Annotated in this window: 18 protein-coding genes; 9 read left to right on the forward strand and 9 right to left on the reverse strand. The window is 61.1% G+C overall.

The features are described from left to right. Nucleotides 1–166: 166 nt before the first annotated feature. The 3 genes from pcaQ (at nucleotide 167) to ACIY1O_RS05935 (ending at nucleotide 3,948) form a co-directional block, all read left to right on the forward strand. Nucleotides 167–1,135: a pca operon transcription factor PcaQ gene (pcaQ, locus tag ACIY1O_RS05925; protein ID WP_397474170.1), complete on the forward strand. Its 969-nt coding sequence runs from the start codon at nucleotides 167–169 to the stop codon at nucleotides 1,133–1,135. A gap of 287 nt (nucleotides 1,136–1,422) precedes the next feature. Then, nucleotides 1,423–2,583 carry an ABC transporter substrate-binding protein gene (locus ACIY1O_RS05930; protein WP_397474171.1) on the forward strand — a complete coding sequence of 387 codons (1,161 nt, stop codon included), beginning with the start codon at nucleotides 1,423–1,425 and terminating at the stop codon, nucleotides 2,581–2,583. A 192-nt stretch (nucleotides 2,584–2,775) separates the two neighbouring features. Next, on the forward strand, nucleotides 2,776–3,948 hold the full coding sequence (locus ACIY1O_RS05935) for an ABC transporter substrate-binding protein (RefSeq protein ID WP_397474172.1): 1,173 nt from the start codon (nucleotides 2,776–2,778) through the stop codon (nucleotides 3,946–3,948). Between the two features lie 363 nt (nucleotides 3,949–4,311). On the opposite strand, the gene pcaCD is transcribed toward ACIY1O_RS05935, so the two are convergent. The 3 genes from pcaCD to ACIY1O_RS05950 form a co-directional block, all read right to left on the reverse strand. Next, the gene (gene pcaCD / locus ACIY1O_RS05940; RefSeq protein WP_397474173.1) at nucleotides 4,312–5,580 is read right to left on the reverse strand and encodes a bifunctional 4-carboxymuconolactone decarboxylase/3-oxoadipate enol-lactonase PcaCD; all 1,269 of its coding nucleotides are present in this window, start codon (nucleotides 5,578–5,580) and stop codon (nucleotides 4,312–4,314) included. A gap of 53 nt (nucleotides 5,581–5,633) precedes the next feature. Then, nucleotides 5,634–7,025, reverse strand: coding sequence for a lyase family protein (locus ACIY1O_RS05945; protein WP_397474174.1), 1,392 nt, complete (start codon nucleotides 7,023–7,025; stop codon nucleotides 5,634–5,636). Nucleotides 7,026–7,137: 112 nt separating this feature from the next. Continuing rightward, a complete protein-coding gene (locus tag ACIY1O_RS05950) occupies nucleotides 7,138–8,865 on the reverse strand; it encodes a methyl-accepting chemotaxis protein (protein ID WP_397474175.1) in 1,728 nt (575 codons plus the stop codon). Nucleotides 8,866–9,015: 150 nt separating this feature from the next. On the opposite strand from ACIY1O_RS05950, the gene ACIY1O_RS05955 reads away from it, so the two are divergent. Next, entirely contained in the window at nucleotides 9,016–11,598 is a 2,583-nt protein-coding gene (locus ACIY1O_RS05955; protein ID WP_397474176.1) for a GDYXXLXY domain-containing protein, read from the forward strand. A 45-nt stretch (nucleotides 11,599–11,643) separates the two neighbouring features. Then, nucleotides 11,644–12,204: a peroxiredoxin gene (locus ACIY1O_RS05960; RefSeq protein ID WP_397474177.1), complete on the forward strand. Its 561-nt coding sequence runs from the start codon at nucleotides 11,644–11,646 to the stop codon at nucleotides 12,202–12,204. Between the two features lie 69 nt (nucleotides 12,205–12,273). On the opposite strand, the gene ACIY1O_RS05965 is transcribed toward ACIY1O_RS05960, so the two are convergent. The 3 genes from ACIY1O_RS05965 to ACIY1O_RS05975 form a co-directional block, all read right to left on the reverse strand. After that, nucleotides 12,274–14,748 (reverse strand): TonB-dependent siderophore receptor, encoded by a 2,475-nt coding sequence (locus tag ACIY1O_RS05965; protein WP_397474178.1) that lies wholly within the window; start codon nucleotides 14,746–14,748, stop codon nucleotides 12,274–12,276. Nucleotides 14,749–14,917: 169 nt separating this feature from the next. Next, nucleotides 14,918–15,904, reverse strand: coding sequence for a FecR domain-containing protein (locus tag ACIY1O_RS05970; RefSeq protein WP_397474179.1), 987 nt, complete (start codon nucleotides 15,902–15,904; stop codon nucleotides 14,918–14,920). Nucleotides 15,905–15,911: 7 nt separating this feature from the next. Next, nucleotides 15,912–16,424, reverse strand: coding sequence for a sigma-70 family RNA polymerase sigma factor (locus ACIY1O_RS05975; protein WP_397474180.1), 513 nt, complete (start codon nucleotides 16,422–16,424; stop codon nucleotides 15,912–15,914). Between the two features lie 331 nt (nucleotides 16,425–16,755). Here ACIY1O_RS05975 and ACIY1O_RS05980 point away from each other — a divergent pair, with 331 nt between their 5' ends. The 4 genes from ACIY1O_RS05980 (at nucleotide 16,756) to ACIY1O_RS05995 (ending at nucleotide 21,462) form a co-directional block, all read left to right on the forward strand. Further along, complete coding sequence (locus ACIY1O_RS05980; RefSeq protein WP_397474181.1) at nucleotides 16,756–17,955, forward strand: PepSY-associated TM helix domain-containing protein; 1,200 nt, start codon at nucleotides 16,756–16,758, stop codon at nucleotides 17,953–17,955. Between the two features lie 40 nt (nucleotides 17,956–17,995). After that, nucleotides 17,996–18,562 (forward strand): thiamine pyrophosphate-binding protein, encoded by a 567-nt coding sequence (locus ACIY1O_RS05985; protein WP_397474182.1) that lies wholly within the window; start codon nucleotides 17,996–17,998, stop codon nucleotides 18,560–18,562. Then, nucleotides 18,562–18,894, forward strand: coding sequence for a hypothetical protein (locus ACIY1O_RS05990; protein ID WP_397474183.1), 333 nt, complete (start codon nucleotides 18,562–18,564; stop codon nucleotides 18,892–18,894). The genes ACIY1O_RS05985 and ACIY1O_RS05990 overlap by 1 nt, the downstream gene beginning before the upstream one ends. 132 nt (nucleotides 18,895–19,026) lie before the next feature. Beyond that, a complete protein-coding gene (locus tag ACIY1O_RS05995; protein WP_397474184.1) occupies nucleotides 19,027–21,462 on the forward strand; it encodes a DUF3772 domain-containing protein in 2,436 nt (811 codons plus the stop codon). A 45-nt stretch (nucleotides 21,463–21,507) separates the two neighbouring features. Here ACIY1O_RS05995 and ACIY1O_RS06000 read toward each other — a convergent pair whose 3' ends face one another. The 3 genes from ACIY1O_RS06000 to folE form a co-directional block, all read right to left on the reverse strand. Then, nucleotides 21,508–22,887 carry an MFS transporter gene (locus tag ACIY1O_RS06000; RefSeq protein WP_397474185.1) on the reverse strand — a complete coding sequence of 460 codons (1,380 nt, stop codon included), beginning with the start codon at nucleotides 22,885–22,887 and terminating at the stop codon, nucleotides 21,508–21,510. 227 nt (nucleotides 22,888–23,114) lie between these two features. Beyond that, nucleotides 23,115–23,804 (reverse strand): RNA polymerase sigma factor, encoded by a 690-nt coding sequence (locus ACIY1O_RS06005; RefSeq protein WP_397474186.1) that lies wholly within the window; start codon nucleotides 23,802–23,804, stop codon nucleotides 23,115–23,117. Between the two features lie 190 nt (nucleotides 23,805–23,994). Further along, nucleotides 23,995–24,726, reverse strand: a complete 732-nt coding sequence (gene folE, locus ACIY1O_RS06010) for a GTP cyclohydrolase I (protein WP_397474187.1) — start codon at nucleotides 24,724–24,726, stop codon at nucleotides 23,995–23,997. Between the last annotated feature and the right edge of the window lie 3 nt (nucleotides 24,727–24,729).

Here is a 24,729-nt window from a genome sequence, read left to right on the forward strand (position 1 = left end):
GTTGGAAATAATCATGTAAATTGAATTAAACGGCAATATTTGATAAGCTGTAGTTATTGATATGGCATGACATTGCACGCATAAAGCTCAGCTGTGCGCACCTTAGCGGCGGTTTTCCAGCTTGCTGGCGCAAGCTCAATGGCGCCTGGCAAACAAGAGAGTGCTCGTGGCCTCGATCGACCAACAACAGTTCAACAGCCGCATTCGCTTGCGGCATTTGCAATGCTTTGTCGCGGTGGCGCAAGAGCAGCATTTGCGCAAAGCCGCCGAGCGTCTGCATCTTAGTCAACCCGCCGTATCCAAGACACTTGCCGAGCTCGAAGAGTTGGTTGGAGCACGCCTGATGGACCGAGGCCGTTTCGGCGCGCGACTTACACGCGACGGACAATCGTTTCTGGATCACGCCTTGTCCGTACTTGAGGCGCTCGAAGGCGCGCGGCGCGCGGTGCAGGATGACGGGCAGGGCGCTCATGAAACTGTGATGGTGGGCGCGCTGCCTACTGTCGCCCCCGATTTGCTGCCCGAGGCACTGGTTCTTTTTCGTCGCGTCTGGCCGCAGGTCCGGGTTGACGTGCAGATTGGGGCGAATGCGCCCTTGCTCGACAAGCTGCGTTCGGGCGAAGTCGATTTCGTGCTAGGCCGCATGGCCGACCCCGCCGCCGTGGCCGGGCTTTCATTCGAACTGTTGTATGTCGAGCCGTTGGTCGCGGTTGCGCGGGCCGAACATCCTTTGCTGGCCGAGCCCGATCCTGCCCTGCATCGCATTGTCGAATACCCGTTAATCGTGTCGACGCGGGGCACGGTGCCGCGCCACAACACCGAAAGTTTCCTGCGTTCTCGCGGCCTTGGCTTGCCGTCCAACTGTCTCGAGACCTTGTCGGTGTCCGTGGCTCGCCTGGTGGCCATGGGCACTGACTCTGTCTGGTTCACGCCAATGGGCGCGGTGCGCGAGGATGTGCTCAACGGTAGCTTGGTGCGTTTGTCCGTGATTACCGAAGGCACCGAAGAGCCCGTAGGTTTGCTGCGACGCAGCGATGCCCAGTTGGGGCAATGCGCAACATCTTTGATGAAGATGCTGCGCGAAACCGCCGAGCAGCGCCGCGCGGCAAGGCGCGACTGGAAAATTCCTGGTTGATTCTCGAGTGCGCGCCAGCCATAGAGCGGGCACGATCATTCCGCCGGGAGGTGCTAAATAGGCTGGCGTGGAGCACAGAAGCCAGTTTGGGTCAGATCTTGCGCAATGCGCACGGCACCTTCGCAGGTCCGGCATCTCAACCGTTCACTCATCGGTTTGACAAACCTCTTTGAGACTTCTAACCTCTATAATATTGTTCTATCCATGAATAAATGTTCGTTTGACGAATTTTTGATCTAACCTGAGCGGCTGTCAGCCGCCAGATGTGTATTTCGCAGGAGATTTGAATGCGCAAAACTTTATTAGCCGTCGCCTTGGCGTTCGGCATGACCGGCGCCGCTCACGCTGCCGATTTGAAGATCGGCATGGTCTTGCCGATGTCTGGTCCCTTTGCTCCGTATGGCGAGCAGATTCTCAATGGCGCTCGCCTGTATCTTGAGCAGAACGAGCAGAAACTGGGCGATCGCAATGTCGAGCTCATCGTCAAAGACGACACCGGCGTGGCGCCTGCCATCAGCCGTCGCGCCGCCCAAGAATTGGTCAATCGCGACAAGGTGGATATATTGGCGGGTTTCGGCCTGACGCCCTCGGCGTTCTCGGTGGGGCCCTTGGCCACTCAAGCCAAAGTACCCATGGTAATTATGAACGCCGCCACGTCCTCGGTAACCGAGAAGTCGCCGTACATTGTGCGTACCTCGATGGCGCTGCCGCAAATAACGGCGCCGATCGCCACTTGGGCTATCGACAATGACATCAAGAAGGTCTACACCCTGGTGGCCGACTACGGCCCTGGCCACGACGCCGAAAAGCAATTTGTCGAGACCTTTACCGAGGCGGGCGGCGAGATCATCGGCCAAGTGCGCACCCCCGTTGGCAACCCGGATTTTGCTCCCTTCTTGCAACGCATCAAAGACAGCAAGCCGGACGCGGTCTTCTTGTTTGTTCCCGCGGGTGAGCAGGGCGTGTCCTTCCTCAAGGGATATCAAGAGCGCGGCTTGGCCGACGAAGGCATCAAGCTCATTTCCACCGGCGACCTCACCGATGAGGACGTGCTCGATGCAATGGGTGCCGCGGCCGGCGTCATGACGTCGTTTCATTATTCCGAGGCGCATGATTCCGACCTGAACAAGCAATATGTCCAGTCGTACTACAAGGCTTATCCTGGCAAACGCCCCAACTTCATGTCGGTGGCGGGTTACGACGGCATGAAGCTGATCGACGAGGTACTGAAGAAGAACGGCGGCGACGCCAGCGGTGACGCCTTCATTGAGACGGCAAAAGGCCTGTCGTGGGAAAGCCCGCGCGGTCAGGTGACCATCGATCCCGAAACGCGCGACATTGTGCAAGACATCTACATTCGCGAAGTGAAGGAAGTAGACGGCAAGCTGCAGAACGTCGAGTTTGATCGCATCGCCGAGTTCAAGGACCCGGTCAAAGCTAAAAACTAAGCGACTTCTGCCGTAGTTGCACGGGCTTCGACGTTTCGGCGTCGAAGCCCGTTTTTATTGGCGATTCCGGCGTTTCTTATTGGCGTAAACCCTAGACTTGCCTATTAGGCATTGACAAAAAGTAACCCTCTTTTTAGCCTAGCAAGGTATCGATCTTTCGGCAATATCTCGATAATTAACTGAGGAGTCTCAATGCGTATCACTAAAGCCCTATTAACCGCAGCCATGTCGCTGGGCGTCGTCGCCTCGGCTCATGCAGCCGACGATTTGAAGATCGGCTTCGTGCTGCCGATGTCGGGCCCGCATTCGTCATACGGTCTACAAATTCTTAACGGCGCAAAATTGTACATGCAGCAGCATGGCGACACGGTTGCCGGACGCAAGGTGCAGATCTTAGTCAGGGACGACACCGGCGTGGCTCCCGAAATCAGCCGTCGCGCCGCCCAAGAGTTGGTCAACCGCGAGAACGTCGATGTTCTGGCCGGCTTCGGCCTTACGCCTTCGGCCTTCGCCGTTGCTCCTTTGTCGGCCTCTGCCAAGATGCCCATGGTCGTCATGAACGCCGCCACATCGGCAGTTACTGAAAAGTCGCCCTACCTTGTGCGCACGTCGATGACACTGCCCCAGAATTCGGCCCCCATGGCCACTTGGGCGCTTGCCAACGGAATCAAGCGCGTCCACACTCTGGCTGCCGACTACGGCCCAGGCCACGATGCCGAGAAGCAGTTCGTCAAAACCTTCACTGAAGGCGGCGGCGAGATCATCGGCCAGGTTCGCACTCCGGTTCAGAACCCCGACTTCTCTCCTTTCCTGCAGCGCATCAAAGATGCCAAGCCCGATGCCATCTTCATGTTCGTGCCTTCGGGCGAGCAAGGCGTGTCCTTCCTTAAAAGCTATGCCGAGCGCGGCCTGGCCGCAGAGGGCATCAAACTGATCGCCACGGGCGACCTTACCGACGAAGACGTGCTCGACGCCATGGGAGACCCTGCCCTGGGCCTGATCACTTCCTTCCACTACTCCGACGCCCACGATTCCGAGCTCAACAAGACGTACACCGAAGACTACGCCAAGGCCTACCCCGGCGTGCGCCCGAACTTCATGTCCATGGGCGGCTACGACGGCATGCAGCTTATCTACAAGGTGCTTGAAAAGACCAACGGCGATTCTTCGGGCGATGCCTTCATCGAAGCAGCCAAAGGCATGGCCTGGGAAAGCCCGCGCGGCCCGATCTCCATCGATCCCGAAACGCGCGACATTGTCCAGAACATCTACATCCGCAAGGTCGAGCGCCGCAACGGTCGCCTTGAAAACGTCGAATTCGACGTGATCGAGAATGTCAAGGATCCGGGCAAGGCCGACAAGTAATCGGCTGGCTTTTAGCTGATCGTCTCACTGAAAAGCCCCGGCATATGCCGGGGCTTTTTTCGCTAGCGTCTCAGAGTGGTAGCGCCTGAATCTCTCAGTTCCACTCAATTAAGAGGTCGGGTGCGGGGCGCAGGATATTTGGGCCGTCCAGCGCGCGCCGGATTTGTTACATTCTGCCGGGGGAAGTCGGCGACAGCCTGTTCGAGTCCCGAAGCGCGCAGCGCTGAGATCGAGTTCTGCCGCCGCCTGGCTGAATGTGGAAAATTCGGGAAGCCCGGCAAAGCCGGGCCGCGTGATGCGGCCCAAATATCCTGCGCCCCGCACCGACCGGCTCAAGAGCGCAGAGGCAAAGTAATGGATCGCTTACTTAGGCAACTGTGCCAGAAACTTCGACACAGCCTGCTCAAAAGCCTTGGGCTGTTCGGCCACCGCCAGGTGGGAAGCATCTTCCAATACCACCAGCTCGGCGCCAGGAATACCCTTTGCCATGGTCTCGGACATAGACACCGGCGCGCCCTGGTCAAGGGCCCCGGCAATGACTAGAGTGGGGGTCTTAACCTGCGGCAAACGGCCGGTTGTATCCACTGTGCCAACGGCATTGCAGCAGCCTGCATAACCTTCCGCGTCTGTGGTGATCAGGCGCTTGCGGAAGGCGGCGACGGCGGCTGATTTCTTTTCGCGGAAATCGGCATGGAAGTAACGCTCCATGACCGCATCGGCGATGGCTTCGATGCCACTGCCGCGTACCGTCTCGATGCGCTGTTGCCAGGCCGCACGAACGTCTTCGGGGTAGCCCGAGGTGGAATTGGCAACGACGAGGCCCGCAACCAGTTCGGGGTGGCGGATGGCCAGTTCCTGGCCTACCATGCCGCCCATCGAAAGACCGATCCACACTACCGGGCCGCAGCCCAATTCGCGAACCAGCCGTGCGGCATCGTCGGCCAGCTCTTCCATTGTGTAGAGCGAAGCGGGCGCATCCGAGCTGCCGTGGCCGCGATGGTCGTAGGCGATCACGTCGTTGTCCGCGGCAAGTTCATTGGCCAGAGCGTCCCACATGCTTAGATCGCAACCCAGCGCGTGGCTCAGGACGATGGTGTGGCGAGGCGCGCCGTTGCGGGCCTTGCGTACCGTATAGTGCAGCGCCGGCTTGCTGAGGGTGGCCGATTCCCGGCCAATGCCCGGATGGGCGGCAGCCGTCATCTCGGCCGGTTCCAGTGTGTATCCGATTTCGGGGCCGATCTCGCGCAAAATGGCCATGGCGTGGGTAAAGCCGGTGTTGGCGGCGGGTACGCCGGCGTAGATCGCCGTCTGGATCAGCACTTCTTTCAATTCGTCTGGCGTCAGGCGAGTGTCGGGCGCGCCGCCTTGCAGCGCCGCGCGCACATGAAGCTCGAATTCTTCCCAGCGGCCCAGTGCCATGGTAATGGCCAGCACCATGGCCCGGCGGGTTTTCTTCTCGAGGCCGGGACGGCCCCAGATTTCGTTCCAGGCGAAACGGGTGATCAGGTGCTGGAACTCGGCGTTGAAATTGTTGGCGTTGGACAGCGAACGATCTACCCAGGCGTCGCCAAGGATCTCGCGCCGATTTTTCAATCCGCGCTCAAGGTCGTGGTCGATGGGGTCAATACTCATGCGATTGGCTCGATAAAAAATAGAATTGAAAGTTGGTATTGGCGCGGCCCAGCTTATTGCGCTTGGGTTTTAGCGCTGGCCTCATTGAGCACTTGGCGCAGCTTTGCGGCTTGCGCGCGAGCCAGTTCGGCGGCGCTGGCGTTGGCCACGCGCGGGTCGAACAGGGCTTGCAGTGCGTTCAAGTCAAGCTGCGCGCTTAATTGCGGGCTGGCGCGTACGGCCTCGGTGACGACTTCGCCCAGTTGTCGCCCTTCGGCTAGTGTCTGTTGTGTAAGGCTCTCCATCAGCTTATGCGCTTCGGGCTTGCCGATGGCGCCAGCCAGGTAGATGGAGACCGCTTCGGCATAGACCAAGCCGTGCAGGGCATCGATATTGCGCTGCATCCGCGCGCTATCGATATGCACTCCTGCGATGGCTTCGCGCATGGCTGCCAGAGCGCCGTGAGCGCTGATGAACAGGCCGGGCCATTCGGCCAGCTCGGCTTGCCAGTTTCCAAGGCCCCGCTCGTGTTCCTGCCCCATGGCGCCCAGCAGGGCGGCGGCGCGTTGGGGTACGCGACCCGCAGCAGCAAGGGCTGTCATGCAAGATACCGGGTTGCGCTTGTGCGGCATGGCGGTGGAGCCGCCGCGTCCGGCGCCGGCGGGCTCGGCCAGTTCGGCGATTTCGCCTTGTGCCATCAGGCTGAAGTCGGTGGCCAGTTTGCTGATGCTGCCGGCCAGCACTGCGACTTCCATGCCCAGGCGCAGCCACTCGTCGCGTTGGGTGTGCCAGGCGGCTTCGGGAACCCTCAAGCCAAGTTCGTCGGACACCCGGCGCGCGACGGCCGGGCCTTTTTCCCCCATTACCGCAAGGGTGCCCACCGCGCCGCCCAGTTGCAATTGCAGGGCCTGTTCGGCAGCGGCCTTCAATTGACGGCGAGCGCGGACCAAGGGGGCGGCCCAACCGGTGAACTTGAAGCCCAGGCTTGTCACTTGAGCCGGTTGCATGAGGGTGCGGGCCAGCACGGGCGTATGCAGGTGCTGGCCGGCAAGATCGAGCAGCCGGGAGCACAGCGCCAGCAGCGATTCATCGATCAGCTTCAGGGCTTTGCGCGTGGCCAGCACCATGCCGGTGTCGATGACGTCCTGGCTTGTGCTGCCCCAATGAACATGGGTGGCAGCGCTGGGCTCGTCATTCTGCACGGCCTGGGTCAACGCCTTGACCAGCGGGATCGCCATGCTGCCGGCGCGCCGGCTGGCGATGATGATGGCTTGCACGTCGTAATCAGCAATGTCGCCATGCCGGGCAATGACGCGAGCTGCTTCGTCGGGGATGATGCCTTCTTCGGCTTGAGCCTTGGCCAGGGCGACTTCGAAGCGCAACATTTCCTGCAGAACCGCGTTGTCGTCGAAGACTGCGATGATTTCGGATGTGGTCAGGAAACTGTCGAAAATGGAAACGCTCACCGTGGGCTCCGGCAGGTAAAACGAAAGGGGGTAAATGCAGAAGGCCGGCAAAAGCCGGCCCAGGTATTGTAGCTGTTGGGCCTCACCTGTGTAAGGCGGGTCCATTGGCGTGTTATGAGGACCCGATCGCGCGGCGGGGAGCGTGACCGAGCGATCCTGTTGCCGAGGGCTCATTGGCGGCCGGGGCCGACCGCCTGGGCTCGGGCCGCGAGGAGCGGCCATGGCGGCCATCGAGGGAAGCGGGGCGGCCTTCCTTGTTAAGGCCAGTGTTAAGAACCCCGATCGCGTCGCCCAGATTCTCGGCTTCGAGCGATAGCGTGCGCACGGTTTGGCCCAGATCGTGAACGAGCTCGGCGTTTTGTTGCGTGACACCGTCCATCTGGCCGATGGCTTGGTTGATTTGCTCTAGGCCGCTGGACTGTTCTACCGAGGCGGTGAAGATTTCGCCCATTATGTCGGTAACCCTTTGCACCGAGTCGACGATTTCCTGCATGGTTGCGCCCGCCCTTGCGGCTTGCTCGGAGCCGATGGTGACTCGCCCGGTGGATTCGTCGATCAGGCCCTTGACCTCTTTGGCTGCTTGAGAGCTTTTGAGGGCCAGGTTGCGCACTTCACCGGCCACCACGGCGAAGCTTTTACCGGCTTCGCCCGCACGGACGGATTCGACCGCCGCATTCAGTGCCAAGATGTTGGTCTGGAAAGCGATACCTTCAATAAGGGTGACGATGTCTGAGATTTTGCGCGAACTGTCGCGGATGCCGTCCATGGTTTCCACCACTTTGGCGACGACTTTTCCGCCCTGGCGCGCGATGCGCATGCTTTCGTCGGCCAACCCTGCGGCCACATGGGCGTTGTCGGAGTTTTGTTTGACCGTGGCGGTGAGCTCTTCCATGGCGGCTGCCGTCTCTTGCAGTGAAGAGGCCTGATCTTCGGTGCGTGCCGACAGATGAGTATTGTTGGCGAACAGCACTTGGGCGCTGTGCCCGGTTGCCGTAACGCCGATCTGAACGTCGTCGCTGATGCTGATCAGGCTCTTGCGCATGATGTCCAGATAGAAGGTGACACGGCCCAGTTCGTCGTTTTGATTGCCTTGCCCCAGCTCTGTTGTAAGGTTGCCGGCGGATACTTGCCGTGCGGTTTCGGCCATTTTGTCGATGGACTGCAGCACACGACGCGACAGCGAATAGCCTTGCGCGAACATTCCGGCGGTAAGCAGGCCTATCAAGGGCCAGGCCACCCATTGCCATTCTTGCGGCACGCCGCCGGTGGCCGCGAAATAAGCGCTTGCCCCGATGGCCAGGAACGCTGCCAGCGACATGCGCATGACGCTGATGCGCAGCCCGCGGCTGAAGGGCAGTGCAGCCAGGTCGGCCAGACGGCGCCAGCCACGGCGGACGCGTTGTCCTTGCACGACGCCGTAGCCTTTGGCCCGCCCGGCGTTGATATCGGCGTAAAACTGCTCGGCCTGGCGCACCTGCTCTTCGGTGGGCTTGACGCGTACCGACGCGTAGCAGGTAACCTCGCCGTTTTCCATGACGGGATAGGCGTTGGCCAGCACCCAATAGAAACCGCCGTCTTTGCGGCGATTCTTGACCAGGCCCAGCCAGGGCTTGCCGGCCTTGAGCGTCTTCCATAAATCGGCGAAGGCCGCAGGCGGCATGTCGGGGTGGCGAATGATGTTGTGCGCCTTGCCCATGAGCTCGTCGCGCGAGAACCCGCTGACCTCGATGAAGGCCGGGTTGGCGTAGATGAGCCGTCCCTTCATATCGGTTTTGGAGATCAGGTATTGATTCTCTCGTACCTTCGTTTCAACATTGGTGACAGGCAGATTCTTGCGCATGGTTGGCGATAAGGTAGGGTGATGTGGGTTTTCGTTGTTGTCGTTTTGGGTGCATATATTGATACACCCTCGGTTGATGTGGCTACGGCAGCTTGCGGGCGAACTTTAGGGTGTTGATAATGGGCATCCAACCAATAAAGAAGACAATGCATGAGAATGGAGCAATTGCGCGGTAAGGCGCCGCTGGAACGTAGGCCGGTCTTCGTGGCTAGAGGCGGGCTTGCGCTGGCCTGCCTGCTGCTGGCCAGCGGGACTGTTTGTTGGGTCGCCGCCAACTGGCCGCATGCCACGGCGCTGCAAAAGCTGGCGGGCGCACAGTTGCTGCTCGTCGCCCTGGTATTGGGGGCGGTATGGCGCGCCGGCTTCCATGATGCGCGGCTGTCTGTCGATGCCGTCCCGGGCAAGCATAATTTTTCCATGGCGGCGCATTTGGCCGCGTTGGCGGGTGTCGCCTGCGGGGTGTTGCTGGCCCTGATCGGCCAAATCTATCAGACAGGGGCTGATGCATGGACGTTATTCCTGGCCTGGGCCGTCTTGCTTGTCCCATGGTTGCTTGCAATGCGCACGGTGTTCCTGGCTCTGCTTTTAGCAGTGGTGCTAAATACCGGTCTGGCCTTATTTCTGGATACCCATGCAGGTGGAATTTTGCCCAGCTTTGGCGGCTGGGCAGGCTGCGCCTTGTTGGTGGCCGTGTTGAATGCTGCGCTACTGGCTTTGTATGAACACTTCGAGGCCTATTTCGGCGACGCCTGGCGCGTAGGGCCAAGAGTGCTGTCGGCGGCCGTTGCAGGCTGGCTGGTGCTGGCGGCGTTTTCCGGCATTGATTCGCAGGCGGGGCCCATTGGTTATTCCATCGTGGGGTGGGCGGCCTTGGCTGTGATGTATCTGATCTACACCCGCCGTCGCGCCGACTTGGCCATCGTCAGCCTGGCCGCTCTTGCCGCCTTCGTCTTGCTGGTGTTGCCGCTGCTTTATTGGGTGGGGTCCGAAGCAGGGCTGCTGTTGGTCGTTGTGGTGCTTCTTGTTGCCATGGCGATGGGCTTGCGCAAGCTGGGCCAGTTGCTGCGCGCTCGGGCGCTCAAAGCCGACCCCTGGTATGTAAGCGCCTTTCGCTTGGTGGCAATGGGCATTACAGCTGTGCTGCTGATCGTGTTTCTGCTCATTACCCTGGATTTTGAAGTTGAGTTTCTTTGGGCGCCGGGCCTGGCGCTTTGCCTGGCAGGATTGGCTGCGTATCGCCTGGGCGGGGCCGAACTGCCGCGTGAGCTGGGCCTTACCTTGATGACCGCGGGGCTGCTCTTGAGCGGGGGCGGGTTTTTCGCTTTGCACGAAGAAGGTTCGAACGTGGCTGTCTATGCCTTGCTCTTGCTGGGCGTCGTTGTGTATGCATTGGCCTCCAATGCTGCTTTTCGGTTCGTCGCGGCTTTCTTTACCTTGGGTTTGTTCACAATCATGACCTGGCCGTACGGGGCGTGGGAAGACGCTCTATTCGATGCCGGTCATGCAGTGTCCGAAGCCCCGTTGCCCATATATTTGCGCATGTGGTGGTTCAGTCTGGCCGGCGTGCTGGCCTTGCTGTTTAGCCGGGGTGAGCAGGCCGGTCGACGTTGGCGGCCTTTGGGTTGGGCCCTGGTGTTTCTAGCGCAGATCATTGTCTGGAACATTCCCGCATCGCAGTTTGTGCCCATTGCCGCCATGAACGGCCGAGACATTTCAGTGATGGTGATCTGGCTGGCATGCGCTGCGCTGCCTGTTGTTGCGCTGGCCGCGGTGCTGTGGAGACGGCCGGCTTTGCCAATATCCATTCGTCTTGGCGCTCCCTTGGCGCTTGCCGTTGCCGCCGTGGGATGGATGGGCGCGCCTGGCGTGTCTTTGGCGCTGCTGTGGCTGATTCTGGGCTTTGCCATGGGGCACCGAAGCTTGATGGGCTTCGGCGTGGTGGCGCTGTTGGCATATTTGACGCGCTTCTATTACCAGCTTGACACCAGTTTGTTGCAGAAGTCGTTTGTGCTGGCGACAACGGGGGCGTGGCTATTGATCTCGGTTTGGACATTGACTCGCGTCGTGCGTGCCGCCGCCGAGCCCGGTCAAACCAAGGCTGTTGAAGTTTCACCGAGCTTGAGCGCTGATTCGGCCGCCGCCCAAAAGGAAGAACGCCGCGTAAAACCTGCCGCATCGCCCAAGCAGGTATTGCTGCGGCGAAGCGGGCTGGTCGCCGGCTTGCTGATCATATTGATTGCGGCAAATGCCGGCATTTACCAGCGCGAGCAAATACTTAGCGACGGCAGGCGCGTGATATTGGGACTGGCGCCGGTCGACCCGCGTTCGCTTATTCAGGGCGATTACATGCGCTTGAGTTTCGATGTGGCCAACGATGCACAGACGATATTGCGGCAGGCGCCAGATTCATTAAGACAGAGTATCGAGCGCCGGCGCGCCGGTTGGCTTGTGCTGCGCCCGGATCAGCACGGCGTGCATCGCCTGGTCTCGCTCATGCCCAAGCAGGATCAGGCAGGGCTCCAAGACAACGGGCTTGCGCAAGAAGATGTATTGTTGAAGTTCCGGCTGCGGAACGGCCAGATGCGGGTTGTAACCGACGCCTGGTTTTTTCCTGAAGGGCAAGGCGCTTATTTCGAGCAAGCTCGCTATGGCGAGTTTCGGGTGGACGACGATGGCGCCGGCCTGTTGACCGGGCTTCTTGACGCAGAGCTGCACAGCTTGTCCGGTCAGTAAGCGTTTGGTGCGCGCAAATTTCGCTGAAATTGATAAGGAGAGACGATGATGGCCCGAAAACTCAAGCACAGCCTGGCCTTGCTCGCGGGGGCTTTTCTGATCATGGCGGCGGCGGCTTCAAGCGCGCTAGAGGTGGGCGACCGCGCGCCAGACTTCACCTTGCCGGGGTCTGATGGCGGCACCTATAGTTTGTCCGATTATCGCGGCAAGCAGGCCGTGGTTCTGGCGTGGTTTCCCAAGGCCTACACCTACGGCTGCACCGTGGAGTGTAAATCGCTGGCGGAAAACGGCCACCTCATCCGTGAATACGACGCGGCCTATTTCATGGCCAGTGTTGATCCCCTGCTGGACAACAAGGGTTTCGCGAAGGAAACCGGGGCCGACTTTCCCTTGCTAAGCGATGAAGACAAATCGGTGGCCCGGGCCTACGGCGTGTTGCATGAAAAAGGCCACGCCAAGCGGCATACCTTCTACATCGGCAAGGATGGCGCCATCCTGAAGATAGACACCCACGTCAACCCCGAGACTTCGGCCGAGGACATGGCGGCAACGCTGGGTGAATTGGGTGTGGCGCCTGCCAGCGCGATCAGGCCTTCCAGCGATTGATGGCTTCGATGCAGCAGCCGGTAGAGTGTTTCACGTTGCGAGTGGCCACGGGGGTGCCGAGCACGGGCCCTACCACTGCTTGCGCAGGTTCAGCAGCACCGTCCGGCCCTGGCCGTAGAAGCATTGCAGGTCGTTCAGGCAGTAATTGACATACTTGCGGTCGGCCAGGTTGCTGGCGGTAAGCGAAAGCTTGAAGCCGTTCAGCGTGGGGTTGGCCTTGCCCAGGTCGTAGTGGATGGCCGCGTCCCACAAGGTGTTGGCCGACAGCCGCAGGGTGGCGCCGGAGTCGGCATAGTTGGCGCCGATGTAGCGCACGCCCACGCCGGCGGACAGCCCGTTCAACCCTGCATGGTCGAGCTCGTGATTGACCCACAGCGAGGCCATGTGGCGGGGTACGCGTGGCAGGGGCAGGCCTTCTCGCGAGTTGCCGGAGGCGTCTGCGTTGGCCTTGGTGATCTTGGAGCGGGTGTAGGCGTAGGCGCCGATGACGTCGGTGTTGTTCCAGAAGCGGGTGCGGGCTTCCAGGTTGATGCCTTTGGATTCGACCTCGCCGGTCTGGATGCTGAAGAACTCGCGGCCTGGCTGCGTGTCGGGGGTAAGCATGTTGGTCTGCGTAAGGTGGAAGGCCGAAAGGGTGATGAGGGTGTCCGAATTCCCGGGCTGGTACTTCAGGCCCACTTCGGCCTGCTTGCCTTCCATGGGCTCGTAGGGCTTGCCGTCGAAATCCGTGCCGGCCAAGGGCTCGAAAGAGGTGGAATAGCTGGCGTAGGGAGCCAGGCCGTTGTCGAATACGTAATTGACACCCAGCCGGCCGGTGAAGGCTTCATCGCGGCGGGGAACGCTGCTGTCGGCCACGCGGTTCTCGGTGTCGGCGTCGGCGCGATCATAGCGGCCGCCGGCGGTGATCACCCAGCCGCCCGCGCGTATCTGGTCCTGTACATACAGGCCCGCCTGGCGCATGGTCTGCATGGTGCTCATGCGGGGAATCAGATCGGGGATGGCGATGCCGTAGACGGGGTCGTACAGGTCGATGGCTTGGGTCGGGGCCGAAGCGAAGCGATAGTCGTCCTTTTGCTTGACGTAGTCGAAGCCTGCCAGCAGGGTGTGCCGCAGCGCCCCGGTGGAAAAATCGGCCTGGGCCTGGGTGTCGATGCCCAGGATGCTGCCCTTGCCCAAGCCTTGCGTGGCGACCCGGTGCAAGGTGCGTTCGTCGGCGTCCAGCATATAGCCCGGCGTGCCGCGCGCGTCGATGTCCACATGGGTGTAGCGCATGTTCTGGCGCACCGCCCACGTGTCGTTGAATCGGTGTTCGAAGGCGTAGCCCAGGGCGTATTGTTCGCGGTCCATTCTTTCGTGCGAGGGTTCGCCCGCGAAGCGTGTGCGCGGCAGTTCGCCGTTGATGTTGTCGCGCAGCGTGCCCCGCGCGGGCAGGCCCTGGTATTGCGGAATGGTCTTGTCGTGCTGGTAGTGGGTCAGCAAGGTGAACGAGGTGTCGGCCGAGGGGCGCCAGGTAAAGCTGGGCGCGATCAAGCTGCGTTCTTCGTCGGAGTAATCCGTCATGCCGTCTGCTTTCTTCACCAGGCCGGTGATGCGATAAAGCAGTTTTTCATCGGCGTCCAGCGGGCCGGTCGAGTCGAATGCCAGCTTGCCCGCCCGCGGGTGGCCGCCTTGCAGCCACAGTTCGTGTTGCGGGGTTGCCTGCGGGCGGCGGCTGACCATGTTCAGGATGCCGCCGGGCGTGGTCTGGCCGAACAGGCCCGAAGAGGGCCCTTGCAGTACTTCCAGCCGCTCGAGCATATAAGGATCGAACTGCGGCACCGAAACGCTGTAGGCGCTGAACGGCAGCACGATGCCGTCCAGGTACTGGCGCACGAACAGGCCGCCGCGCGCCATGACCACGTCGTAGCGGCTGTCGGTGCCGCCGAAAGCCGAGATAACGCCGGGAGTGTAGCTGACCGCGTCGTTGACGGTTTGAGCGCCCAGCATCTCCATCTGCTCACGGGTGACCACATTGATGGTTTGCGGGGCTTCGAGTATGGAAGTATTGGTCTTGGTGGCGGTGGCCGTGCGTTCGGCGGTCAGGCCGGGAACGGGGCCGTATGGGTCTTCAAGCTGTGCCGTCACCGTGACGGGGGCCAGGGTGGACACCTTGAGGGACGGCGGCGCGGCCCTGAGCGAGTACGCGCCGTTGCCGCCCCGGATGACTTGCAGGCTGTGTCCCTGAAGAAGCTGCGCGAAGCCGTCCGGCACGGTGAATCGTCCTTGCAGGCCCCCGCTGTGCTTGCCTTCGGTCAGCGATGACGCGGCCGAAAGCTCCACGCCCGAAGCCTGGGCGAACTGGTTCAGCACAGAGCCGAGAGGGCCGGCGGAAATGTCGTAGCGTCGCTGCGCCTGCTCCTGTGCCTGTGCCTGTGCCTGTGCCTGTGCCTGTGCCGGCGCGGCCAGGGGGCTCAATGCCAGCCCCGCGCAAAGCGCGGCTCGCACCAGGGATGGAAACAGTCGGGGAGAGGCGTGCGGACGCGCCGGACGGTAACTCAGGGCCATGAAGATATCCTTTTTGTTCGGAAGGCTTGCCGGACTCATGCCGGGCTGAACGCAGCTTGAATCCAAGGGCCGAAATCGGGTCCGCGATCTTGCGGTGTTCATGGACTATTCCGAACGAGGAGGCGAAGTCCTCAATGCCTGGGCCGCTTATTTTGTAACCGCGCTGGGCTCAACGCGGGTTGACGGTGACCCAATAGCGGGTCCGAAAGGCCACTTCGACGGGCAGGGCAAGCTCCAGATTGGCCAGGGCGCGGTCCGTGTCGGTCAGCGGGAACACGCCGGTTACCGACAGGCCGGCCACTTCGGGCGAGCAGCGCAGCAGGCCGGGACGGTAGCGTCCCAGTTCGCTCAGGAAGTCGGCGATGCGCATGTTTTCGGCTACAAGCAGCCCTTGCGCCCAGGCGGCCTCGCTTTCGGAGGCGTCAGAGGCGGGCCGCACGTGGCGGCTCGAGAACGCGCTGCGCAGCCCGGCATCCAGTTGCAGCGCATCTTGCGGCGCATGGCCGGGCTGGATGCGAACGGCGCCATCATAGACCGCCACATGCGAGGCTTCGTCCTCGAGCCGTACTGTAAAGCGGGTGCCCAGCGCGCGCACGGTTCCATGCGGGCTGCGCACCAGGAAGGGCCTTGCCGGCTCGGCGGGATCGGGATGGGTGGTGATCAGGATTTCTCCGGCGCGCAGATGCACGGTTCGGGCGGATTCGTCGAAATCCACGTCCGTGGCGCTGGAGGTGTTGAGCAATAAACGTGTGCCGTCAGCCAGGACGGTTTCCCGTATTTCGCCGACCCCTGTGCTGTGGTCGGAGGATACGCGCCGCCATGCTTGGCTGTCGCGCACGATGGGCAGGGCGCCGACCGTGAGGACGGCAACCGCCACGGCCTGTAGCGCCCGCCGTCTCCCCGGCCGCTTGTCGGCCGTGGAATCCAGCAGGACCGGGCCCGCTTGCGGCGGCAGGTGTTTCAGCTTGTCGTCGAAGGCCTGCAAACGTTGCCAGGCGTGCTCGTGGTCGGGGTGGGCCGCGCGCCACCGGCGGCAGGCGGCATGATCGGCCTCGCAGGCATCATCGGCCCACAGCCGCGCCATCCATTGCGCCGCCTTTTGCATTATGGCCGGGTCGATGGCTGGTTGCGGGCGAGGGCCCGAAGTGCTGGACATGGCGGAATCAGCCCTGGTCGAGCAGGGCCAGGCAGCAGGCCTGAAGCCCGCGCGCAATGTATTTTTCGACCGACGACACCGAAACCTCGAGCCGCGCGGCGATCTCGCGATAGCTCAGGCCTTCCAGCTTGCACAGCAGCAGGGCGCGCCGGGCTTTCTCGGGCAGGCCTTGCAGGGCGGCGTCGATCTGCACCAGCGCCTCGACAGCCAGGGCGCGCGCCTCTTCGGAAGGCGCCTCGGGTTCGGGCAGCAGGCCTATTGCCTGCATGTAAGCCGCTTCGATGCGGCGCCGGCGGTACAGGTCGATGACCAGGCCGTTGGCGACCCGGGCAAGATAGCGGCGCGAGTGCTCGGGCTCGGGCAGGCTGCCGGTGCTTAGGATGCGTACGTAGGTGTCATGGGCCAAGTCGGCCGCATCGAAGGCATTGCCCAGCTTTCTGCGCAGCAGGCCGCGCAGCCAGCCGTGATGGTCGCTGTAGAAGGATTCGATCGCCTGCGGCGGGGGCTGGACCGTGGACATGATTGACTATGGAAAGAAGAATGCGGCTGAGATGGTTTCGATAATAAGAATTAGACGCATTATAGTTATAATGTCCTTTGTTGCCTATCCGTTATTCGCGTTTGTGCCTGGCGCATCCGCGGCGACATGCCGGCCACGGGCGCCAGCGGCGCGATTCGAACGCATCGCAAGCCGTTTATTTGCATATGGTTACAAAATGGGGTGGGGAAAGATTACGGGTTTGCCGGTTTCAAACGTCTTAGATAATGAGGGGGCGTTTTTCCGCGCCGGTTCAATCGCGCGCGGCGCCGTCCCTTCAAGCCCATGAAACAGAAGTAAAAGGCGGAACCGCGTGACCCAGGCAAAAAAAGTCTCCAAATCAAAACTGTGGTTTTTGGTGCATAGCTGGCTGGCGCTGCCGCTGTGGGTGTTCGTCTTCTTCGTGTGCGTCACCGGCACCGTCGCCACCGTCAGCCAGGAAATCGTCTGGCTGGCCAATCCGGTCGTGCGGGCCAACCCCCCGTCGGCCGATGCCCGGATGCTGGGGTACGACGCCGTCCTCGAGGTGATCGAGCGCGAGCATCCCGGCGCGGTGGTGGAATTCATTTCCCGTCCGGTCAAGTCGCAATTCGCGTTGACGGTGCGCGTCGCCTACCCGGACGCCACCGAGGCTTCACTTTATGTCAACCCATACACCGGCGAAATCCAGGGAAGCACCTCGGGCTTCAGCTTCCAGCAGTTCATGCGGGCCTTGCACGGCTGGCTGCTCGTGCCGTTCACCGACGGGTTCAGCCTGGGCTGGTATATCGTGGCCTTCCTGGGCATACCGATGCTGGCCTCGCTGGTTACCGGCCTGGTCGTCTACAAGCGCTTCTGGCGCGGCTTCCTGAAACCCAGACTGCGCCTGCGGCAGGGCGGACGCATCTTCTGGGGCGATTTCCACCGGCTGGCCGGCATCTGGTCGATTCCCTTCATTGCCATCATCGCCGTCACCAGCATCTGGTTCCTGATCCAGGCCGCGCTGGCCGACAACCATATTTCGTTTTCCACTTTTGGCGTGCCGCCCATAGTCGCCCGCGAAGACATCCCGCCCGTCGAGGCTGGGCAGCCTCCGCCCGGCATCACGCTGGACCGCGCGGCGCAGATCGCCCAGCAAACCTTTCCCGACCTTGAGGCTTCTTTCGTCAGCCTGCCCTCCAACGCCTTCGATCACATTCGCGTGGGCGGTCGTGGAGCCTACCCCCTCCTGTTCGAAACCCTGAGCATCAACCCCTACACCGGGGCGGTGGAGCATACGCGACGTGTTTCCGACCGGTCGGCGCTGGAACTGGTCACCGGGTCGATGCGCCCCTTGCACACGGGCGATTTCGCGGGAACCTGGCTCAAGCTCGTGTATGCCTTTTTCGGGCTGCTGCTGAGCATGATGGTCTTCAGCGGCATGCTGATCTGGACCAAGCGCACGGCCAAGGAAACCATGGTCGAGGTCAAGCGGCGCAAGTCGGCCCGCGCGGCGCGCGCCGTGGTGGCGACCGAAGGCGGGGGGCAGGCATGAGCAGCTTCATTGGGGCAAGGATTGAAGCAGGAGACGCGGCATGAGCAAAGCTATCGCGGCACAGACCCAAAGCACGGCATCCCGACGTCCGGTAACCAGATTCGCCCTTAAATGGAAGCGCTGGCGCTTCTACCTCAGCGCCCTGGTGCTGATCGCGCCACTGGCCTATCTGCCCGAGTATTTCGAAGACCTGGCCTTGTCGCGCGGCGACGTCGGCCTGGGCCAGCGCGAGGTGGGCGAATTCGCAGCGGGGCCCTGGAGCGTTCGCCTGGCCGAATGGCAGGTTGCCCCTCCCGAGCGCGAGGGCCTGGCCGGCCATGCAAAGGCTTTCACCCTGGCTCAATGCCAGGAGTGCATCGGGCACATCAAGGCGGTTTATCTGCGGGTGGGCGAGCCGCGCAACCTGCGCACCGCCGGCTCCCTGTTCGCCGGCAGCCCCTACCGGCAGATGGCCGAGGTTCTGATCCCGGAGCGTGCCGGCCCGGATGACGACATGTGGCTCACGCTCGAAGGCTGGGACGGTTCCGTGCATCAGGCGCGTGTACCTTTGTCCAAGGCGTCGCCGTCGACGGTTCAATGGTTGAAACAACGCAAAGGGAGACCGTAATGGTCGGATCCAAGCTTTTTTTCCTGAGGCGGCTTGCCGCGGGCGTGGGCCTTTGCCTGGCATCCGCCGCGGCCTGGGCGCATTTCCCCATCGGCCACTGCAAGGCGCTGGACGAAACCACCGTACAATGCAAGGGCGGGTTTTCCGACGGCAGCACCGCGCCAGGGCTCACGCTGGACGTGATCTCGTACGACGAAAAAATCCTGTTGTCGAACAAGCTGGACAAAGATTCGACCACCACCTTCAAGCGGCCGCCCGGCCAGTTCTATATTCTGTTCGATGCCGGTGCCGGCCACGTGGTCGAAATCGACCATACCGAAATCGATTCCTGACGCCCCGATCTAGCGTTCGCCCGGCGTCCATCCGCCGCAACCATGGCCGGGCCGGTGCTTCGCATCGGGTTCGGCAAGCCGCTTGCTGACGTGCTTGGCTCCAGATGATCATTTCCACAGGGCGGGCATGGAATGATGCGCACGTTACGGCTTCGCTTGGCCTCTCTTTGTTTGTTCTGCCTGGCATTGCTGTCTGGGCTGGGCGGCCCCGCGCCTCATGCGCTTGCACAGTCTTCCGCGCCGGCCACGACCCAGGACGTGAGCGCGGTCTTGGACAAAACCCAGGCATCGGTCACCGGAATCCAGGAGCGGTTGAAGCAAAAACCGCAGGCCATAGGCGACACAGATCTGGTCGCAATGCGCGACACCTTGCAGGAGGCCCAGTCCCGGGCCGACGAGATCGCGGCCCAGCTCGAGCCGGAATTGGCCGGAGTGCAGGCGCGCCTGAAAGAACTCGGCGCGCCCGCCCCCGATGCCGAAGAGCCTCCCGACATCGCCCAGCAGCGGGCGCAACTGACGAAGCGGCAGTCTCTCCTCGATTCCCAGATCAAGCTGGCCCGGCTGATGGGCGTGGACGCCAGGCAGGGCCAGGATCAGATTTCCGTCTTGCGCCGGGCCCGTTTCCAGGCCGAGTTGGGCGAACGTTCGCAATCGCTGCTGACACCCCGCTTCTGGCGCAATGTCGTGCGCGATGCGCCCCGGGACCTGCGGCGGCTCGACAGCTTGCTGGACGAACTGGGCGGCAGCCTCAAGGCCGTGCCCACCCACGTGTGGTCCACGGCGCTGGTTCTGGCGATGTTGCTGCTGCTTGGGGGCGAAGTGGGGCGGCGCGGCCTGGCTGTATTCACTGTCAGGCATACCAAGCCCGCACGCCTGCGCCGGTCTATTTTCGCGATATTGACGGTGGCGCTTTACACCGCGGTGCCGGGCTTGCTGGCCACCATCCTGCTTTTTGTCCTGCGGTGGCAAGGCGAGCTGGGAGCCGATCTAAGCGAGTTCCTGCAGCAAAGCGCAGTGGTCGTCTACCTTGCCGGAGCCATGGCGGGTCTGGGCATGGTGCTGCTTTCCCCCGCGCGCCCCACCTGGCGATTGCCCGCCCTGACCGACGGGCTGGCCAAGACGCTGTCCTGGGTTCCGGTGGTATTTGCCGTGACCTTCGCACTGGCGTGGGTGGCCCAGCGGCTGCTGGAGCTGATCAACGCCTCGCTAAGCGCCACTTTGTTCGTGAATGGCGTCATGACGGTGACGCTCAACATCTTGATCGGCTTTACGGCCTTGAGCCTGCGATCCAGCCTGCGAAGGCAGGCGCAACAGGCATCGGCGGATGCCGCCGCCCCGCCTTCGCCGGTGGTCGCCTGGGCAAGGGCCGTGCCTTCTGTGCTGGTTTTTGTCGTTTCGGTGAGCCTGGTCGCCTTTTTGCTTGGCTTCATCGCGCTAAGCAGCCTGGTTGCCCAGGAAATAATCTGGCTGGCGGTGATCGGCAGCACCACCTACCTGCTGGTGGTGTTGATCACCGACGTGTTCGACAGCCTGGGCGCCAAAGTGGGCAGGGAGTGTGCGGCCAACCTGCTGAACGCGCAGCAGGCGCGGACCCGTTGCCAACTGCTGGTGCTGGTGTCCGGCATGCTGCGGCTGGTGCTGATCTTGAGCGCCATTGCCCTTGTGCTTCTGCCCTTTGGAGAAAACCCCGGCGATTGGCTGCAGCGCCGGGTGGGCTTCCTGACAGTGGGTTTCAAAGTGGGCGAAGCGCAGATCAGGCCTGCGTCCATCGCATCGACCATGATCGTGCTGCTGGCCGGCATCTACGCCGTCAGGATATTGCGATCGTGGCTATCGGACCAGTTCCTGCCGGTTACGCGGCTGGATGAAAGCATGCGTACCTCGGCCGCCAATCTGGTCGGCTATCTGGGTTATTTCGCCGTCGCCATGGTGGCCATTTCGTCATTGGGCATCGGCCTGGAACGCATGGCGTGGATCGTCAGCGCCTTGTCGGTCGGCATAGGGTTCGGGCTGCAGGCGGTGGTGCAGAACTTCGTGTCCGGCGTGATTCTTGTGGCGGAGCGGCCCATCAAAGTGGGCGATTGGGTAAGCCTGGACGGCGTCGAGGGCAATGTGCGGAAGATCAGCGCCCGCGCGACGGAGATCGAAATGTTCGATTGCTCGACGATGATCGTGCCGAATTCAGAGTTCATCACCAAGAAGGTGCGCAATGTGACCATGGCCAACCCGCTGGGCGTGGTGACGATCAAATTCAACATGGCGCTCGACGTCAACGCCGATGTCGTGCGCGGCATCATGAAGACGGCCATGGACACGCAGCAAGAAGTGCTCGACAAGCCCGCGCCAACCGTCACACTGGAGACCTTCAGCGAGGCGGTTCTGACATTTTCGGCCACCTGCTATGTGTCTTCGCCGCGCCATGCCGGCAGGGTGCGCAGCGAACTGATGTTCGAGATATTGGGCGCGCTGCGCAAGCGGGATATCAAGACCCACGCCATGCCGCCGGCCGAGGACGCGTCCGCCCCGGCGGGCAGCGCCGCGCCGCCGCCGGATGCGCCGCCGATTTAGCCTTTTGTCGTTACGGATCTCCAATGACTTCCTGGGGGGCACAGGCTACACACCCATTGGAAACACGCGGTGTCCGGGGCTGTCTTTGCGGCGACGCATTTCTTCTGGATGGTCGAGCCAATTCACCCCACGGTTACGCAGCAGGAACAAATAGACCAGCAGCGAGCCGATGATAAGAATAGTGACGTAGCTAATGAACATCGACACCATGCCGGTCTGCTGTGCGGCTGAATAAAGTACGGGCGCGGTGCCTCCGAAGGTCGAGTTGGCTATCGCGTAGCCGAACCCAACCCCCAAAGCCCGCACGTGGGTGGGGAAGAGCTCGGCTTTGACTACGGCATTAATCGAGGTGTAGCCCGTTAAGATGATGAACCCAACAGTAAGAATGCTGAATGAAAGCAATGCATTCGTGGTTTGCGGCAGAATCGTGAAAATAACCCAGGTGAAGAGCGTTCCGCCGATACCGAAGAACACCAGCAGCGTTCGCCTTCCTATGCGGTCTGAGAGAAAGCCTCCTAGGGGCTGGAGCACCATCAAGATGGATAGCGCGATAAGAGAAATTACCGAGCCCATGACGGGGCTGCTTTGCGCAAAGGTGCTCTTTACGATGGCAGGGCCAGTGACCGAGTAGGCGTAGAACGCAACAGTGCCGCCCATGGTTACCAGGAAGCAGGCTGTTAGTTCTTTCCAATAATTGCTTATCAATTCTGACATCGAGCCCGAATCTTTGGTTTTCTTGGCGATTTTGATTGCGTCTTGGCTTAAAGATTCATCCATAGTGCGCCGCATCCAAAGTACGACAAGGGCTCCGGCTCCGCCGATCAAGAACGCCAGGCGCCAGCCCCACTCGCCGATGAATTCCTTTGAGGTGGACAGCAGCAGGGCCAGGAACAGAGCCTGCGCCAATACGTGCCCCCCCACCAGCGTGACGTAATGGAACGACGCCAGAAAGCCCCGATGCTTGGGAACGGCGGCTTCGCTGAGATACGTGGCCGATGTGCCATACTCGCCCCCGGTTGCAAAACCTTGTACCAGGCGGCACATGATGAGGATGATCGCGGCCCATTCACCGATGGCAAGGCGTGTTGGTGTAATGGCGATTGCGAATGAACACAGCGACATGATGGTCACTGATAGCGCCAGCGCGGCACGGCGGCCCTTGCGGTCGGCGTAACGCCCAAAGTACCAGGATCCAACCGGCCGCATCAAGAAGGTGAGGGCAAAAATAGCCCAGATATAGATGGTGGCATTCTTGTCATCCGGGCTGAAAAAGTGGTGCTCGAACGAGGCGGCAAAAACCGAGTAGACATAGACGTCGTACCATTCGACCAGGTTTCCGGCGGAGCCTTTCAGGGTATTGGATACTGAGCGGCGCAGGTTGGTTGGGCGGTGGAGTGTGTTTATGTCGGCTATTTCTTCTTTCATATTCAAACAAGGGAATCACGATACGCGGATTGTGCTCTGAATCGGCAATATATGCCACTCGAATATTGGGACTAGGTAACTAGTCGTTGCCTTGGGGAAATGCATCGACCGACGCACGGCCACACCGTGCCGCTTTTCCAACAACCCGTGCAATGAGCCTGCCATCCATACCCGATTTAGTCGGAGCTGGATCGAATCAACCATCTAGAAAGATCGTCTCGGTGTGGCTAGCGTCTTTTAGCTTTGAGCAGAACCTGGTTCACGATGCGATCGCAACGCTCGCCGTCAAATGAAAAGGCATCTGCCAGGGTCATGTCGATATCATTGGCCAAACCCTCTCGCAGCAGGCTGCGGGCGCGAAAATATCGCGTTCGTACGGTAGCCTCGGGAATATGCAACGCCTGAGAAACCGATTGAGCGCTCATTTCCTCGAGCGCGCGCAGCACAAAGACGGTCCGGTACAGATCAGGAAGCCGGTCGATGCGCCGCTCGATGATGGTGCGTAGCTGTGCACGCATCGCAAATTGTTCGGGCTGCTGATCGGCGCTTTGGGTAAGAGATGCCTGGATTTCAGGATCGAACGAAATCATGGCTGCGTCCAGTGGGATGATTTGAGCGCCCTTGCGTCGTAAACGCCCCAACGACTCGTTGACAACGATACGCACCAGCCATGTCGACAGCCTGGCTTGTGAATGAAAGCTGCCCAATGCTTGCCAGGCGTGCAGGTATGCCTCTTGCAATACGTCTTCAGCATCCGTGTCGCTGTGCACGATGCTGCGCGCCGTGCGAAACAACAGGCGGTTATGCCGCCGCATGATGACCTCAAAGGCAGCCTCGTCGCCTCCGGCCGCATATGTGATCAGCTCTTGTTCAGGGGTGTGTTCAGAAAACGCTGCGTGGACCTGTGCGTGTTGCATGGCGGCTCCTATTTTCCGTGCCGACGGGTGCGGCTCGACAAACATAGGCTGACCCTCAGCCATTGATTGTAAGGGATTGGCGGGGCATCTTCCATGGCTCGATTACACCTGATTCGCACTGTGTGCTTTGAGGGCGATTTTCTTATCGAAGTTATGAAGCGCCGGCGATGAAGGCGTGGCGTGTGCATTTTCATTCCCTTCCAGTGTTCAACAGGCTCAAGAATTCACGGCGAAGGGAAACGTCGTCAAGGAACGCGCCTCTCATCACTGAATTTTTCATCAGCGCTTCGTCATCCTTCACACCTCGCCAGCGCATGCAAAGATGACTGGCTTGCATCACAACAGCAAGGCCGTCCGGCGCCATGCGTCCCTCCAGTTCGTCGGCCAGCATGACCACAGCTTCCTCCTGTATTTGCGGGCGGCTCATGATCCAGTCGCATAGGCGAGCGTATTTTGACAAACCGATGAGATCCGAGTCAGGGCTGGGCAGGACTCCAATCCAGACCTTACCCAGAATGGGACACAAATGGTGCGAGCAGGCGCTGCAGACCTTGATCGGTCCGACGGTGATCAACTCGCTCAAGCGCGAAATATTGGGGAATGATGTTATCGCCGGAGCATGCTCATAACGGCCACGAAATACCTCCTGGATGAACAGTTTGGCTACGCGTCCAGCTGTGTCTGCGGTGTTATGGTCCCGCTCAATATCGATAACCAGTGCGTCCAGCACATCACGCATCTTGCCTTCCACCTCGGCAAGCAGCTCTTCCAATTCACCGCTATGAATGAAAGCGGAGATATTGTCATTGGCGTAATAACGATGCTTGGCGGCGATCAGTCTGGCCCGAATCCGATCGGAGGCCGTCACTGCGGGTGCAATGCTGTCATTATGGCTAGAGTAAGAAGGAAGCGTAGTAAGCATGGG

Source organism: Pusillimonas sp., assembly GCF_044464525.1.
Classification (GTDB): domain Bacteria; phylum Pseudomonadota; class Gammaproteobacteria; order Burkholderiales; family Burkholderiaceae_B; genus Pusillimonas.